This window comes from Achromobacter sp. SD115 (assembly GCF_017355315.1).
Lineage (GTDB): Bacteria > Pseudomonadota > Gammaproteobacteria > Burkholderiales > Burkholderiaceae_B > Achromobacter > Achromobacter xylosoxidans_B.
Genome location: NZ_JADIJM010000016.1, coordinates 86,178 through 99,285, shown reverse-complemented (window position 1 = coordinate 99,285; position 13,108 = coordinate 86,178). Strand labels below are relative to the sequence as shown.

14 protein-coding genes are annotated in these 13,108 nt (G+C 67.7%); 9 read left to right on the top strand and 5 right to left on the bottom strand.

Annotated elements, in window-relative coordinates; translation table 11 throughout:
- Positions 1-22: 22 nt before the first annotated feature.
- Positions 23-1,126, bottom strand: coding sequence for an LPS export ABC transporter permease LptF (lptF, locus tag IPU70_RS21595; RefSeq protein ID WP_207470157.1), 1,104 nt, complete (start codon positions 1,124-1,126; stop codon positions 23-25).
- Positions 1,127-1,183: 57 nt separating this feature from the next.
- On the opposite strand from lptF, the gene IPU70_RS21590 reads away from it, so the two are divergent.
- The 9 genes from IPU70_RS21590 (at position 1,184) to IPU70_RS21550 (ending at position 9,933) form a co-directional block, all read left to right on the top strand.
- Complete coding sequence (locus IPU70_RS21590) at positions 1,184-2,692, top strand: leucyl aminopeptidase (RefSeq protein ID WP_207470155.1); 1,509 nt, start codon at positions 1,184-1,186, stop codon at positions 2,690-2,692.
- A gap of 22 nt (positions 2,693-2,714) precedes the next feature.
- Positions 2,715-3,179, top strand: a complete 465-nt coding sequence (locus IPU70_RS21585; protein ID WP_207470154.1) for a DNA polymerase III subunit chi — start codon at positions 2,715-2,717, stop codon at positions 3,177-3,179.
- Positions 3,180-3,224: 45 nt separating this feature from the next.
- On the top strand, positions 3,225-3,623 hold the full coding sequence (locus IPU70_RS21580) for a hypothetical protein (RefSeq protein ID WP_207470152.1): 399 nt from the start codon (positions 3,225-3,227) through the stop codon (positions 3,621-3,623).
- A 130-nt stretch (positions 3,624-3,753) separates the two neighbouring features.
- On the top strand, positions 3,754-4,464 hold the full coding sequence (locus IPU70_RS21575; RefSeq protein ID WP_013392245.1) for a Bax inhibitor-1/YccA family protein: 711 nt from the start codon (positions 3,754-3,756) through the stop codon (positions 4,462-4,464).
- Positions 4,465-4,555: 91 nt separating this feature from the next.
- The gene (locus IPU70_RS21570) at positions 4,556-5,473 is read left to right on the top strand and encodes an aldo/keto reductase (RefSeq protein WP_207470150.1); all 918 of its coding nucleotides are present in this window, start codon (positions 4,556-4,558) and stop codon (positions 5,471-5,473) included.
- Between the two features lie 4 nt (positions 5,474-5,477).
- Positions 5,478-6,767 carry an NTP/NDP exchange transporter gene (locus tag IPU70_RS21565; protein ID WP_207470147.1) on the top strand — a complete coding sequence of 430 codons (1,290 nt, stop codon included), beginning with the start codon at positions 5,478-5,480 and terminating at the stop codon, positions 6,765-6,767.
- Between the two features lie 90 nt (positions 6,768-6,857).
- Positions 6,858-7,820, top strand: coding sequence for a tripartite tricarboxylate transporter substrate binding protein (locus IPU70_RS21560; RefSeq protein ID WP_207470146.1), 963 nt, complete (start codon positions 6,858-6,860; stop codon positions 7,818-7,820).
- Between the two features lie 31 nt (positions 7,821-7,851).
- The gene (locus IPU70_RS21555; RefSeq protein WP_207470143.1) at positions 7,852-8,832 is read left to right on the top strand and encodes a succinylglutamate desuccinylase/aspartoacylase family protein; all 981 of its coding nucleotides are present in this window, start codon (positions 7,852-7,854) and stop codon (positions 8,830-8,832) included.
- A gap of 3 nt (positions 8,833-8,835) precedes the next feature.
- Complete coding sequence (locus IPU70_RS21550; RefSeq protein ID WP_207470136.1) at positions 8,836-9,933, top strand: pyridoxal-phosphate dependent enzyme; 1,098 nt, start codon at positions 8,836-8,838, stop codon at positions 9,931-9,933.
- A gap of 17 nt (positions 9,934-9,950) precedes the next feature.
- Here the strand turns inward: IPU70_RS21550 and IPU70_RS21545 are convergent, their stop codons facing one another.
- Genes IPU70_RS21545 through rnc form a run of 4 tightly spaced genes read right to left on the bottom strand, consistent with a single transcriptional unit; the run spans position 9,951 to position 13,106 of the window.
- Positions 9,951-10,859 carry a LysR family transcriptional regulator gene (locus IPU70_RS21545; protein WP_207470134.1) on the bottom strand — a complete coding sequence of 303 codons (909 nt, stop codon included), beginning with the start codon at positions 10,857-10,859 and terminating at the stop codon, positions 9,951-9,953.
- 18 nt (positions 10,860-10,877) lie between these two features.
- Complete coding sequence (gene recO, locus IPU70_RS21540) at positions 10,878-11,465, bottom strand: DNA repair protein RecO (RefSeq protein ID WP_207470133.1); 588 nt, start codon at positions 11,463-11,465, stop codon at positions 10,878-10,880.
- Positions 11,458-12,348, bottom strand: a complete 891-nt coding sequence (era, locus tag IPU70_RS21535) for a GTPase Era (protein ID WP_013392237.1) — start codon at positions 12,346-12,348, stop codon at positions 11,458-11,460. Before era ends, recO begins: the two co-directional genes overlap by 8 nt.
- Positions 12,345-13,106 carry a ribonuclease III gene (gene rnc / locus IPU70_RS21530; RefSeq protein ID WP_013392236.1) on the bottom strand — a complete coding sequence of 254 codons (762 nt, stop codon included), beginning with the start codon at positions 13,104-13,106 and terminating at the stop codon, positions 12,345-12,347. Before rnc ends, era begins: the two co-directional genes overlap by 4 nt.
- Positions 13,107-13,108: the final 2 nt, after the last annotated feature.

Sequence of the window (13,108 nt, the reverse complement as noted above, 5' to 3'; positions counted from 1 at the left end):
CCAGGCGTCGGGTCTGGTGGCGTCAAGCGCTGTTCTTGGGCGCCTTCACGCGCAAGCGACGCATCAGCAGGAAGACGGTCAGCAGCGCCACCGCGGCATGAATCGCCCACACGCCCAGGCCGAAGCTGAGCTTGCCGTTGGAAATCCAGGCGCGCGACAAGTTGATCAGGTTCATGTACAGCAGGCCCACCAGGCCGGCGATGAGCAGGTCGCCCGACCGTCCCAGGCGCGGATTGACGGCGCCCAAGGGAATCGCCAGCAGCGCCAAGTTGAGCGCGGCCAGCGGCAGCGAGATGCGCCACATCACTTGCGACCAACTGCTGTCGGTGTTGTCGGCGATCAGTTGGGACGTGGTGCGCGCCTTGGCGGAACGTTCCGCATTGGCCCGCGCTTCCGCCACGGGATCGCCGCCCGACTTGCTTTCCAGGCGCAGGCCGTACTTGTCGAAATGCACCAGACGAATCTCCGGAGTACCAGGCTTCAGGTCATAGCGATGGCCTTCGCCCAGCACCAGGAAGCGGTCGCCGTTGGGCATGGTTTCGCTATGCGCCTTGCTTGCAGTCAACACGCTGAGCCATTCAGGGCCGTTTTCGCGCGCGAACACATTGCCCAGTTCGTCGCTGGGCGTCAGGGGATCCTCGGCGAAGAACACCCGGTTGCCGCCGGACGATTCCGCGAACTGGCCGGCCGTGACCTTGGACAGGTCGGACCGCTGCTCGAAACGTTCGTGGTATTCGCCGATCTGGCGGTACGCCCAGGGCGCCGCCACCAGCGTCAACCCCGCGACCGCCAGCGCCACCGGAATGGCGACGCGCAGCACCGGTCTGAGCCAATCGGCCAGCGACAGGCCGCTGGCGAACCACACCACCATTTCGGATTCACGGTAATTGCGCGTGACGGTGGTCAGGACCGCAATGAAGACGGAGACCGCGAGGATGGTCGGCAAGGCGGTGATGGTCGACAGCGCGGCCAGCACCACCACGACGTCGGCTCCGATGTTGCCGCCAGCGGCTTCACCGAGCAGGCGCACGAGCAACACGCTGAGCCACACGATGAGCAACGTGGAAAAGACAACGCCAGCGTGACTGGTGATCTCGCTGACGACAGAGCGTTTGAATAGAGACATGGGAGAATATGCGGGATAATCGACCGCATTCTACACAGACGTACACGGGAAACCCTCATGGAATTTAGCACACAGACCACTGCTTCCCTGCACCAAGTCAAAACCGCCGCCCTGGCTGTCGGGGTGTATGCCGAAGGCGTGTTGAGCCCCGCCGCCGACCTCATCGACCGCGCCTCCAATGGCGCCGTGCGTTCGGTGGTCAAGGCCGAGTTCCGCGGCCGCACCGGCTCCACGCTGACGCTGCGCAACCTGCCCGGCGTGTCCGCGCAGCGCGTAGTGCTGGTCGGCCTGGGCAAGCAGGAAGAATATTCGGCCCGCGCCCACGCCTCGGCCGAGCAGGCCTTCGCCGCGGCCTGCGTGTCCGCTCAACTGACCGAAGGCGTGTCCACGCTGGTCGCCAACCCGATCGCCGACGTGGCCGTCATCGCCCGCGCCCGCAGCGCCGCCATCGCGGCCGGCGGCGCCACTTATCATTACGACGCCAGCTTCGGCAAACCCGACCGCGACGCCCGCCCCAAGCTCAAGAAGATCGTCCAGGTCGTCGAGCGCGCCGACGCGGCCCAGGCCCAGAAGGGCCTGCGCGAAGGCGGCGCCATCGCCAACGGCATGGACCTGACCCGCACGCTGGGCAATCTGCCCGGCAATATCTGCACGCCGACCTACCTGGGCGAAACCGCCAAGCGCCTGGCCCGCGAATTCAAGTCGCTGAAGGTGGAAGTGCTGGACCGCAAGCAGGTCGAGGCGCTGGGCATGGGCTCGTTCCTGTCGGTCGCGCGCGGCTCCGAGGAAGCGCTGCGCTTCATCGTGCTGCGCCACGCCGGCAGCAAGACCGCCAAGAAAGCCGCCAAGGCCGCGCAAGGTCCCATCGTGCTGGTCGGCAAGGGCATTACCTTCGATGCCGGCGGCATCTCGCTCAAGCCCGCCGCCACCATGGACGAAATGAAGTACGACATGTGCGGCGCCGCCAGCGTGCTGGGCTCGTTCCGCGCCCTGGCCGAACTGGAGCTGCCGCTGGACGTGGTCGGCCTGATCCCCGCTTGCGAAAACTTGCCCAGCGGCAAGGCCAACAAGCCGGGCGACGTCGTCACCAGCATGGCCGGCCTGACCATTGAAATCCTGAACACGGACGCGGAAGGCCGCCTGGTGCTGTGCGACGCGCTGACCTACGCCGAACGCTTCAAGCCGTCCGCCGTCATCGACATCGCCACCCTGACCGGCGCTTGCGTGGTGGCCCTGGGCAACGTCAACAGCGGCCTGTTCTCCAAGGACGACGCCCTGGCCGACGCGCTGGCCGCCGCCGGCCGCCAGTCCCTGGACACCGCATGGCGCATGCCGATGGACGACGCCTACCAGGAACAGCTCAAGTCCAACTTCGCCGACCTCGCCAACATCGGCGGCCCCCCGGCCGGCGCGGTCACGGCGGCCTGCTTCCTGTCGCGCTTCGCCACCTCGTACCGCTGGGCCCACCTGGACATCGCCGGCACCGCCTGGCGCGGCGGCAAGGACAAGGGCGCCACCGGCCGCCCCGTGCCGCTGCTGATGCAGTACCTGCTGGACCAGGCTTGAAACCGCAGCAACGGAAGCCGGCATGACGCGCATCGACTTCGCCTTCGGCGCGCCCGACCGCTTGCGCACTGCCTGCCAGGTGGTGCGCAAGCGCTACCTGGCAGGGCAGCGGCTGGTGGTGTACTGTAGGGATGGTGCCCGCCTGGCCGCGTTCGACCGCATGCTCTGGGCCTTCGACGACACGTCTTTCGTGCCGCACGTGCTGGCCAACGATCCGCTGGCCGCCGAAACGCCGGTGGTCCTCACCGCCGGAGATCCCCAGCAGGCCGCCGCCGCGGCCGGCCAGGGCGGACAGCCCCAGCCGTCCTGGCTGCTGAACCTGGATAGCGACTGCCCTCCCGGTTTCGAGGCCTTCGAGCGCCTGCTGGAAATCGTCTCCGACGACCCGGAGGACAAGCAGGCGGCCCGCCAGCGCTGGCGGACCTATCTGACCGCGGGCCACACGCCGCAAAGCCACGACCTCAGCCGCCAACAGCCGGACGGCTGAGCGCCCCGACCGTACGGCGCGCCATCTCGACATCCGGGAGCCACCATGCCCTCTCGCCCCGCCGACCACGGCATTCCTACCTTGACCCAACGGGCCGAGCCCTCGCTCTATCCGCCATCGGGCGGGGACGACGTAGACGCGCCCCTGTTGACCGAACTGGCCGACGACACGGCAGCGGCCCATGGCGACGACGCCTTTCCGCTGCTGACGGATCTGGCCGACAGCGACGATACGTCCCTCGATACCGCTATACTGGAAACGCCAGTGCAGGCCTCTCGCGCCGGGCTGCCCGACGCCACGGTCCTGAGCGCCCGTCTGCAGGCCGAGGTCGAGCAGCTGATGCGCGAGGCCCTGGCCGAAGCCATAGACCAGATCCAGGCGCGCATGGACGCGGAACTGCCGCGCATCGTCGCCAGGGTGCTGCAGGATGTCAGGCCGGGTTGACCCGTCTGGAACCTATTTCCCGCCTCTGGTCTAATCCTAGGCAGAACTGGATTCTTCAGGGAACTGTAAGGTATCCTACCCCTCTAAGCCTTCTAGGCAACCATTACTCTGCCGTACACAGGAGTTCTCCATGAACGAATATCGTCCGTCCCCCTTTAACCGTTCCGGCGCCGTAGCCGGCGCGCCGGGCGAGGTCGCGCGCAATCAGGTCTTGCGCAACACCTATTGGCTCCTGGCGCTCTCGCTGATCCCGACCGTGCTGGGCGCTGCCGTGGGCATGTACACCGGCATCAACCGCGTCATGGGCGCCAGCCCCGGACTGTCCGCCATCGTGTTCCTGGTGGGCGCCTTCGGCCTGATGTTCGCGATCGAAAAGAACAAGAACAGCTCGCTGGGCGTGGTCCTGCTGCTGGCCTTCACGTTCTTCATGGGCGTGATGCTGTCGCGCCTGCTGGGCTTCGTCATGGGCATGAGCAACGGCTCGCAGCTGGTCATGACGGCCTTCGGCGGCACCGCGATCGTGTTCGGCACGATGGCCACGCTGGCCACCACCATCAAGCGCGACCTGTCGGGACTGCAGAAATTCCTGTTCATCGGCGCAGTCGTGATCCTGGTGGCGGCCCTGGCCAACATCTTCCTGCAGCTGCCCGCGCTGATGCTGACCATCTCGGTCCTGGCCATCGTCATCTTCTCGGCCTTCATGCTGGTGGACCTGCAGCGCGTGGTCAACGGCGGCGAAACCAACTACGTGTCCGCCACGCTGGCCATCTACCTGGACGTCTATAACGTCTTCTCGAACCTGCTGATGCTGCTGGGCATCTTTGGCGGCAACCGCGAATAATCGCAAGCAGCCAAACCGGCGCAAAGGGCCTACATTCACGTGTAGGCCCTTTTTCTTTGCCCGCCGGGCGCCTTTCCGCCGGAGCCACGCCATGCCCGATCGCCGCCGCTTCCTCCAGACCGCCGCAGCCAGCGCCCTGATCGGATCCGCTTGGCCAGCCCGCGCGCTCAGCGTGGTGACGCCGATGTGGTCCCGGACCATACCCGTATCCGGCGAAGCGCTGCCCGTCATCGGGCTGGGTACCGCCGACACCTTCAACGTTTCGCCGACCGACAAGGCCGCCATGGCGCCATTGGCCCAGGTGCTGGACACGCTGCTGCAAAAGGGCGGCAAGCTGATCGACACCGCCCCCAGCTATGGGCAGGCGGAAGCGGTCACCGGCGCGCTGCTGTCCCGCAACGGCGGCCTGCGCGCCAGGACTTTCCTGGCGACCAAGATCAGCACGCAGGGCCATGAATCGGCCATGCGCCAGGTACGGCAATCGCAGCAGGCGCTAGGCAGCGACAAGCTCGACCTGGTCCAGGTGCACAACCTGATCGACACCGTCAATCAGCTGGCGCTGCTGCGCGAGCTGAAGCAGCAAGGCGTGATCCGCTATGTCGGCATCACCCACTACACCGACCACGCCCACGACGAACTGACCGAACTGGTGGAACGGGAAAAGCCCGACTTCCTCCAGGTCAATCTGTCCGTGGCCGACCGCAACGCCGAAAAGCGCCTTCTGCCCGCCTGCCAGGCCCATGGCGTCGCCGTGCTGATCAACCGCCCCTTCCAGGACGGCGCGCTGTTCCGCCGGGTCAAGGGCATGGCGCTGCCTCCGCTGGCCGCCGAGATCGATTGCGAGTCCTGGGCGCAGGTTTTCCTGAAGTTCATCATCAGCCATCCCGCAGTCACCGCCGTCATCCCCGCCACCTCCAAGCCGGCCAATATGGTGGACAACGCGCAGGCCGGCTTCGGGCGGATGCCGGATGCCGCCATGCGGGAACGCATCGCCGCCCTGTTGGCCTGACGCCATGGCGCCCGCCCCCGGCAGCTTGGCAGGCCGCGCCGCACAGGCCTTGGGCATTCCTCAGGAAGAACTGGCGCCGGCGGCCTGCGGCTTCGCCTTTTTCTTCTTCCTGTTCTGCGGCTATTTCATGCTGCGGCCGATACGCGAAACCATGGGTATCCAGGCCGGCGTCGACCAGTTGCAATGGCTATTCACCGCAACCTTCGTCGCCATGCTGGCCGTGGTGCCGCTGTTCGGCTGGCTGTCGGCGCGCGTGCCCCGCGCCATGCTGGTGACCTGGGTCTACGCCCTCTTCGCGCTCAGCATGGCCGCTTTCGCCGTGCTGCTCCATCTGCGGCCCGGCAGCGTCTGGGCCGCGCGCGGCTTCTACGTCTGGCTGTCGGTCTTCAACCTGTTCGTCGTCTCCATCGCCTGGAGCCTGATGGCCGACGTGTTCCGCATGGAATCCGCCAAGCGCCTGTTCGCACTGATCGCGGCAGGCGCAAGCGCCGGCGGGCTGGCGGGCCCGCTTTTGGGCGGTTTGCTGGCCGGCGCCCTGGGGCCCGCCGGCCTGCTGCTGCTGTCGGCGCTGCTGTTGACCGCCACCCTGCCCCTCAAGCGCTGGCTGCTGCGCTGGCGCGCGGCCAACCGCGAAGACGCGGCGCCGGACGACATGCGCCGGCCGATCGAGGGTTCGATCCTGGCAGGCATCTCGCGCATCTTCCAGTCGCCCTATCTGCTGGGAATTTCGCTGCTGGTCATCCTGTTGGCCACGCTCAATACCTTTCTCTACATGGAGCAGGCCCGGCTGGTGGCGCACGCCTTTGCCGACACGGCCCAGCGCATCCGCGTCTTCAGCGCGCTGGACTTCACGGTGCAGGCACTGTCGCTGCTGTCGCAGATCTTCATCACCGGCCGCGTCGCCACCCGCCTGGGGCTGCGTTTCCTGCTGACCGCCGTGCCGCTGACCATGACGGCCGCGTTCCTGGCCCTGGCGGCCTTTCCCGTGTTCGGCGTGCTGGCCGCAGCCATGATCGTGCGCCGCGTCGGCGAGTACGCGCTGATCCGGCCGGGACGTGAAATGCTGTTCACGGCGGTCCCGCCCGAAGACAAGTACAAGACCAAGAACGTCATCGACACCGTGGTCTACCGTGCGGGCGATGCGGCCAGCGGCTGGGTCAAGGCCGGCGTGGACACGCTGGGCTACGGCGTGGCCCTGGTTGCCGCGCTGGGCGCAATCTGCGCCCTAGCCGCCGCCGCGGTAGGACATGGCCTGGGACGGACCGCGGACCGGCGCAACAAGGACAAGTCTTAGGTTTTATTGAACATCCATCTCATTGAAACAAACGTATTCCCCAGGCCGCGACCGCACAATGGCGCAGCTCTCAATGCCTGGGGAAACGTCATGAAACGCACCGCCTGTCTTGCCGCCCTGTTGCTCAGCCTGGCCGCGCCCGCCGCGCTGGCTGCCTACCCGGAACGCGCCATCACGCTGATCGTGCCGGCCGCGGCCGGCGGCAACGCCGACATCACCGCACGCCTGGTGGGCCAGGAGATGAGCCGCCAATTGGGCCAGCCCGTGGTGGTGGAAAACCGCGTCGGCGCGGGCGGCCGCATCGGCACCCAGGCCGTGGCGCGCGCGGCGGCCGACGGCTACACCATCGGCTATGCCCACGTCGGCACCCTGGTGCTGCACCGCTTCCTGTTCAAGCAGCAGCTCTACGACCTGGACCGCGACATCGCCGCCATCGGCCTGGTCGCCGAAACGCCCAACGTCATCGTGGTGAATGCGTCATCGCCCTATCGCGACCTGAAGGGATTCATCGAAGCCAGCCGCGCCCAGCCGCAACGCCTGACGATGACCTCGGCCGACCCGGGCACCACCAGCGAAGTCGGCGTCAAGCTCTTCATCGCCCAGACCGGCGCCGCCGTGCGCCAGATCCCGTACAAGGCAACGGCCGCACAGCTGTCCGACCTGCTGGGCGGCCACGTCGATTCCATGATGGAAAACCTGCCGCCGCTGATCGGCAACCTGAAAGACGGCCGCCTGCGGGCGCTGGCGGTCACCACCCGGACCCGCGCCGCCTCAAATCCGGACGTGCCCACGGTGGCGGAACAAGGCTATCCCGACTACGAGCAGTCGGCCTGGAGCGCGCTGGTCGCGCCCGCCGGCACCCCGCCCGAGGTCATCGCACGGCTGAACGCGGCGATGAACGCGGCGCTGCGCTCGGACAGCGTCAGCAAGGAACTGCGCAGCCGCTCCCAGGAACCGCTCGGCGGCACGCCGCAGGATGTACAGAACCAGATACGCAAGGAGCTGCCCAAATGGGAAGGCATCATCAAGGCCGCCGGCACCACGCTGGATTGAGCCCGAACGCCGCACGAGCAGGAGCCGCCGCATGGCCACGGTGAGCCGCGAGGACTTTTCCTGCGCCGCCGCGACCAACGCGTCGGCCTACCGGCGCGTCACCATCCCGATGCTGCGGATCGAGGCGGGGCCTGGCCCCGCCGTCGCCTTGATGGCGGGCGTGCATGGCGACGAATGGGAAGGCCAGGCTGCCATCCTGGAACTGTGGCGCCTGCTGCCCGGCATCCTGCGGCGCGGCACGGTCTACCTGCTGCCCGCGGCCAACGCCGAAGCGTCGCTTGCCGGCACGCGCCTGTCGCCCTCGGACGACGGCAATCTGAATCGCGCCTTCCTGGGCGCCCCCGCGCGCGGCTACACCGAAAGCGTGGCGGCCGCGCTGGAGGCCCGGCTCTTGCCCCGCATACAGGCGCTGGTGGACGTGCACAGCGGCGGCGCGTCGCTGCGCTACCTGCCTTCCTCGGTGATCACGCGTTACGGCAACGATGCCTACGACGAACGCCTGCCCGCCCTGGCGCGCGCCTTCGGGCTGCCCGATTGCATGTTCTTCCGCGGCGCCGAGGCGGGCTCGATGCCGGCCGCCGCCAGCCGTCATGGAGTGTTGCGCCTGAGCGCCGAGATCGGCGGCGGGCGCGAAACCAGCCAGGCGCTGGTCGACCGCTGCCGCGACGGCCTGCTGGGCTGCCTGGGCGAACTAGGCCTCTTGCCAGACCGCCCCCCTGCGTTAACCCCCGAAATCCATCTCTACGACCTGGATGCCCCCGCCGCCACCCTGCGCGCCAACGAGGCCGGCGTGTTCGTGCCTGCCGTCGGACTGGGGCAAATGGTGGGCGCGCGCCAGCGCATCGGCCAACTGATGGAACCCGCCCGCCCCGACCTGCCGCCGCGAGCCCTGACCAGTCCGCAGGCCGGCACCGTGGTCTGCCTGCGCGCCATAGCCCGCAGCGACGACGGCGATTGCCTGCTGCAGGTCGCGCCCGCCCTGCCCCTTGATTCCCTCGCTTCGAAGTACTGACCCATGCAGATGAACCCTAGCTTGTCCGGCCTGCGCTGCATCCGCTGCACCAGCCTGTGGCCACCCGCCGATTACCCCGAAGGCTGCCCCAGCTGCCTGGAAGCCGGCCACCCCGCCGGCCTGGAATGCCTCTACGAACCTGCCACGGACGACGCCATGCCCCTGCCGGTGCTGGACGCCGTCACGCTGGGCGAAGGCGCCACTCCCTGCCTCGCCATGCCCGCGCTGGCGCAGACCGAGGGCGTAGGCCAGCTCTGGCTGAAATGCGAAAGCGCCAATCCCACCGGCAGCCACAAGGACCGCATGGCGGCCCAGCTGGTGTCGCGCGCGCGCCTGGCGGGCGCCACCCGCGTGGCGGCCGCATCCAGCGGCAATGCCGGGGTCTCGCTGGCCGCCTATTGCGCCGCCGCGCGGCTGGAGGCCGACATCGCCATCACCACCAACTGCCCGCCCTTGCAGCGCGAGGCCATGCAGCGCTTCGGCGCCCGTCTGACCGCCTTCGAGGACAGCCTGAGCCGCTGGCCCCATGTCGAGGACCTGTGCCGCAATCACGGCGCCTTCGCCGGCACCAACTATCTGAATCCGCCCGTCGGCACCCACCCCTACGGCGTGGAAGGCTACAAGCCCATTGCGCTGGAAATCCTGGAAGCCTGCGGCGTACCCAGCGACATCGTCGTACCCACCGCGCGCGGCGACCTGCTGTGGGGCATCTTCCTGGGCTGGCAGCATCTGCTGCAAAGCGGACGCATCGCCCGCCTGCCCCGGCTGCATGCGGTGGAACCGTACGCCCGCCTGTCGCGCGCCCGCGCGATTGGCGACGCGCGCAAGCAATGGGACGGCGTGACGGACCAGTATTCGATCGCGGGCAGCACCAGCACGCTGCAGTCGCTGGAAGCTCTGTCGCGCTCCGGCGGCACGCCCGTGGAAATATCAGACGCGGCGGCCGCGCAAGCGCAGCAACGACTAGAACGCATGGGTCTGGCGACCGAGCTGTCGTCGGCCGCGGCGCTGGCTGCCGTGTCGCGGCTGCGGCGCTCGGGCCTGCTGGACGCGGAATCTTCCGTCGTGCTGATCGTGACCTCGGACGGCCGCCGCGGCTAGCGTCCCCGCTCAGGGCACTAGACGCCGAAGCTTTCCACCAGCGGCGCCAGCGCGCCGCGCAGGCAGGTCGCCCAGAACTTGCCGGCTTCGGACAAGGGGCGGCTGCCATGCAGAATCATGTGGCATTCAAAATGCACCGGCGCGGCCAGAGGGCGATAGCTCAGGCCCGCCGCCGCCATGCCGACCGCCGTGGCCGGGTTGGCGATGCCCACGCCGTGTCCCGCCAGCGCCAATTGGCACACCGTGCTGGAGTATGGCGTTTCGATGGCCACCTTCAGGCTCTGCCCCGCTTGCGCCAGCAGCGCGTCCAGACGTTTGCGCGAGCCGTCCTCGGCGTTCAGCGCGATCACGTCGGCGTCGGCCAGATGGGTGAAATCCACCTGGTCCAGCCGCGCCAGCGGATGCCCCTTGGGAAATACCGCCACGGCGCGCAGGCTGGCCAGCCGGTGCCCGCGCAAGCCTTCCAGTTCAGACTCGTCGGCGACGGCGGCCAGATCGAGTTCGCCCGACACCACCATGTCGCGCAAGGTGTTGGAGTCGCGGATCTGCAGATACAGACCGGTATCCGGATAGCGGGTTCGGAAGCGCGCAATGGTATCGCTGATGATCGCGCCGCTGTAGGCATGGATGCAGCCGATGCGCAACCGCGGCTGCGCCGCGCCGCGGATCGCGCGGATCTTGCGGCCCAGGCTTTCCAGGCCGACGTTCAGGCGACGGATTTCCTCATAGAGCAAGGTCGCTTCTGGCGTGCGCTGCATGCGCTGGCGCACGCGCTCGAACAGCCGCAGCTCGATGCTGGCTTCGAGCGCGGCCAGGGTCGCGCTGACGGTGGCGGGCGACACGTCCAGCCGCCTCGCGGCCGCGGTCACGCTTTCCGTTTCATAGACGGTACGGAAGGTCTCGACCTGCTTGAGCGTGAAGGTCATGGCCGGGTCGCGATGCGCTCAGATGCGCTGCAGGTCCATCAACACGCGGCGGGTCGACAAGGGCCGGCCCGCCAGGATTTCGGCCAGCCGTTCGCGCAGGTCGCGGCGCAGCGCCGGCTCGATCGCGGGATCGTCGAAATCGGGCGGCGCCTCGTCCACGCCATAGCCGGTTTCGCGCAGCAAGGTCCATTCGAAGCGGCGCAGCGCGCCCGCCGCACGGGTGCCGCCGGACAACTGCTGCAAGGCGAAGTCGTAGGCATCGTAGAGCAGCGGATGGGCGTCTTCGCGCGGCAGCAGCCGCAGCAGCAGCTCGTTCATGTACCAGGCCGACATCAGCGCGGTGCCTGTCAGCGGCCGGATGCCGGCGATCTCGGCGCGGGTCAGGGTCTTGACCTCGCCGTTGCCGGTCCACGACAGCAGCAGCGGCTGGAACGCGGACAGCACCGGACGCAGCACGGAATACGGGCGCTTGGCGCCCTTGGCGACCATGGCCACACAGCCATGATCGCGGGAGAAAGTCTGAACAATAAGGGAAGTCTCACGCCACGCGGTGGCGTGCAACATATATCCGGGGCGATCCTGGACGCGAGGCGCCCTTCTACTCATAGCCCAGATCGCGGAGCGCACCCTCGCGGTCGGACCAGCCCTTGCGCACCTTGATATAGACCTCCAGGTGCACCGGCTTGTCCAGCAGCTTGGCGATGTCCTGCCGCGCCTCCGTGGCGATGCGCTTCATGTGCATGCCGCCCGTGCCCAACAGAATGGGCTTGTGGCTGTCGCGCTCGACCACCACGCAGGCGTTGATGCTGGCGCCCTTGGCGGTCTCTTCCCACTGCTCGATGACGACAGTACAGCCGTAGGGCAGCTCGTCGCCGACCAGGCGGAAGATCTTCTCGCGCACCAGTTCGGCGGCGATGAAGCGCATGGGGCGGTCGGTCAGCGTGTCTTCCTCGAACATCGCCTCGCCTTCCGGCAGACGCGACGCGATCTCTTCCAACAACTGATCCAGCTGCTGCTTCTTGGTGGCGCTGACCGGCACCACCGCGCCGTAGGGATGCAGTGCCATGATCTTGGACACGAAGGCGAACAGGTCGTCGCGGTTCTTCAATGCGTCGATCTTGGACACGACCAGGATGGTGCGTTCCGGCGCGGGCAGCAACGGCAGCAGCTTGGCGTCGCCTTCGGACCATTTGCCGGCTTCCACCACATGCACCACCACGTCCACGTCGGCCAGGGCCTGCGTGACCACGCGGTTCATCATGCGGTTCATGGCGCCGCCGTGGCGGGTCTGGAAACCGGGCGTGTCGACGAACACGAACTGCTCGTGCTCGCGCGTCAGCACACCGTGGATGCGGTGGCGCGTGGTCTGCGCCTTGCGCGACACGATGGAAATCTTGGAACCGATCAGGGCATTCGTCAGGGTGGACTTGCCCACATTGGGGCGGCCCACGATGGCGACGAAGCCGGTACGAAAAGGGGTATCGCTCATTTAGTCTCTTGAGCCACTGCCACCGGCAGCGACAATTGCGCGGTTTTGCGCGCCTTGCCCGACTTGCGGGCAGCCTTGGTCGCCGGGCTGACGGCCAATGCGGCCTCCAGCGCCAGCTTGGCCGCCGATTGCTCGGCGGCGCGGCGGCTGGCGCCAGGCGCCATCACCTTGATCTCGAGCGCCGGAATGGCGCATTCGACTTCGAACTGCTGGCTGTGGGCCGCGCCATGCGTGGCCACCACCGTGTACAGCGGCAGCGCCAGCTTGCGGCCCTGCAGGAATTCCTGCAGCAAGGTCTTGGCGTCCTTGCCCAGGGTCTTGGGGTCGACGGAGGCCAGCACCGGCTGGTACTGGCGCACGATCACGCGGCGCGCGGCATCGAAGCCCGCGTCCAGGAACACGGCGCCGAACAGGGCCTCGACCGTGTCCGCCAGGATGGAAGGACGGCGGAAGCCGCCGCTCTTCAATTCGCCTTCGCCCAGGCGCAGGTACTGGGACAGTTCCAGCCGCTGGGCGATGTCCGCCAGCGAGGCCTGCTTGACCAGATTGGCGCGCAGGCGCGACAGATCGCCTTCGTCGATTTTGGAATAGCGCTCGAACAGCATCGCCGCAACGACGAAGTTCAGCACGGAATCCCCCAGGAATTCCAGGCGCTCGTTGTGGCGCGCGCCGTGGCTGCGATGCGTCAGCGCTTGTTCGAGCAATGCCGGATCACTGAAGTGGTGATCCAGGCGGTTTTCTAGCGTGGCTAGCGACATAA

Excerpts from the sequence above, each read along its gene's own strand:
- IPU70_RS21585 (WP_207470154.1), top strand. The coding sequence starts at position 2,715 with ATGACGCGCATCGACTTCGCCTTCGGCGCGCCCGACCGCTTGCGCACT.
- IPU70_RS21590 (WP_207470155.1), top strand. The coding sequence starts at position 1,184 with ATGGAATTTAGCACACAGACCACTGCTTCCCTGCACCAAGTCAAAACC.
- recO (WP_207470133.1), bottom strand. The coding sequence starts at position 11,465 with ATGAGTAGAAGGGCGCCTCGCGTCCAGGATCGCCCCGGATATATGTTG.
- IPU70_RS21570 (WP_207470150.1), top strand. The coding sequence starts at position 4,556 with ATGCCCGATCGCCGCCGCTTCCTCCAGACCGCCGCAGCCAGCGCCCTG.
- IPU70_RS21555 (WP_207470143.1), top strand. The coding sequence starts at position 7,852 with ATGGCCACGGTGAGCCGCGAGGACTTTTCCTGCGCCGCCGCGACCAAC.
- IPU70_RS21545 (WP_207470134.1), bottom strand. The coding sequence starts at position 10,859 with ATGACCTTCACGCTCAAGCAGGTCGAGACCTTCCGTACCGTCTATGAA.
- IPU70_RS21560 (WP_207470146.1), top strand. The coding sequence starts at position 6,858 with ATGAAACGCACCGCCTGTCTTGCCGCCCTGTTGCTCAGCCTGGCCGCG.
- era (WP_013392237.1), bottom strand. The coding sequence starts at position 12,348 with ATGAGCGATACCCCTTTTCGTACCGGCTTCGTCGCCATCGTGGGCCGC.
- rnc (WP_013392236.1), bottom strand. The coding sequence starts at position 13,106 with ATGTCGCTAGCCACGCTAGAAAACCGCCTGGATCACCACTTCAGTGAT.
- IPU70_RS21580 (WP_207470152.1), top strand. The coding sequence starts at position 3,225 with ATGCCCTCTCGCCCCGCCGACCACGGCATTCCTACCTTGACCCAACGG.
- IPU70_RS21565 (WP_207470147.1), top strand. The coding sequence starts at position 5,478 with ATGGCGCCCGCCCCCGGCAGCTTGGCAGGCCGCGCCGCACAGGCCTTG.
- IPU70_RS21575 (WP_013392245.1), top strand. The coding sequence starts at position 3,754 with ATGAACGAATATCGTCCGTCCCCCTTTAACCGTTCCGGCGCCGTAGCC.
- lptF (WP_207470157.1), bottom strand. The coding sequence starts at position 1,126 with ATGTCTCTATTCAAACGCTCTGTCGTCAGCGAGATCACCAGTCACGCT.
- IPU70_RS21550 (WP_207470136.1), top strand. The coding sequence starts at position 8,836 with ATGCAGATGAACCCTAGCTTGTCCGGCCTGCGCTGCATCCGCTGCACC.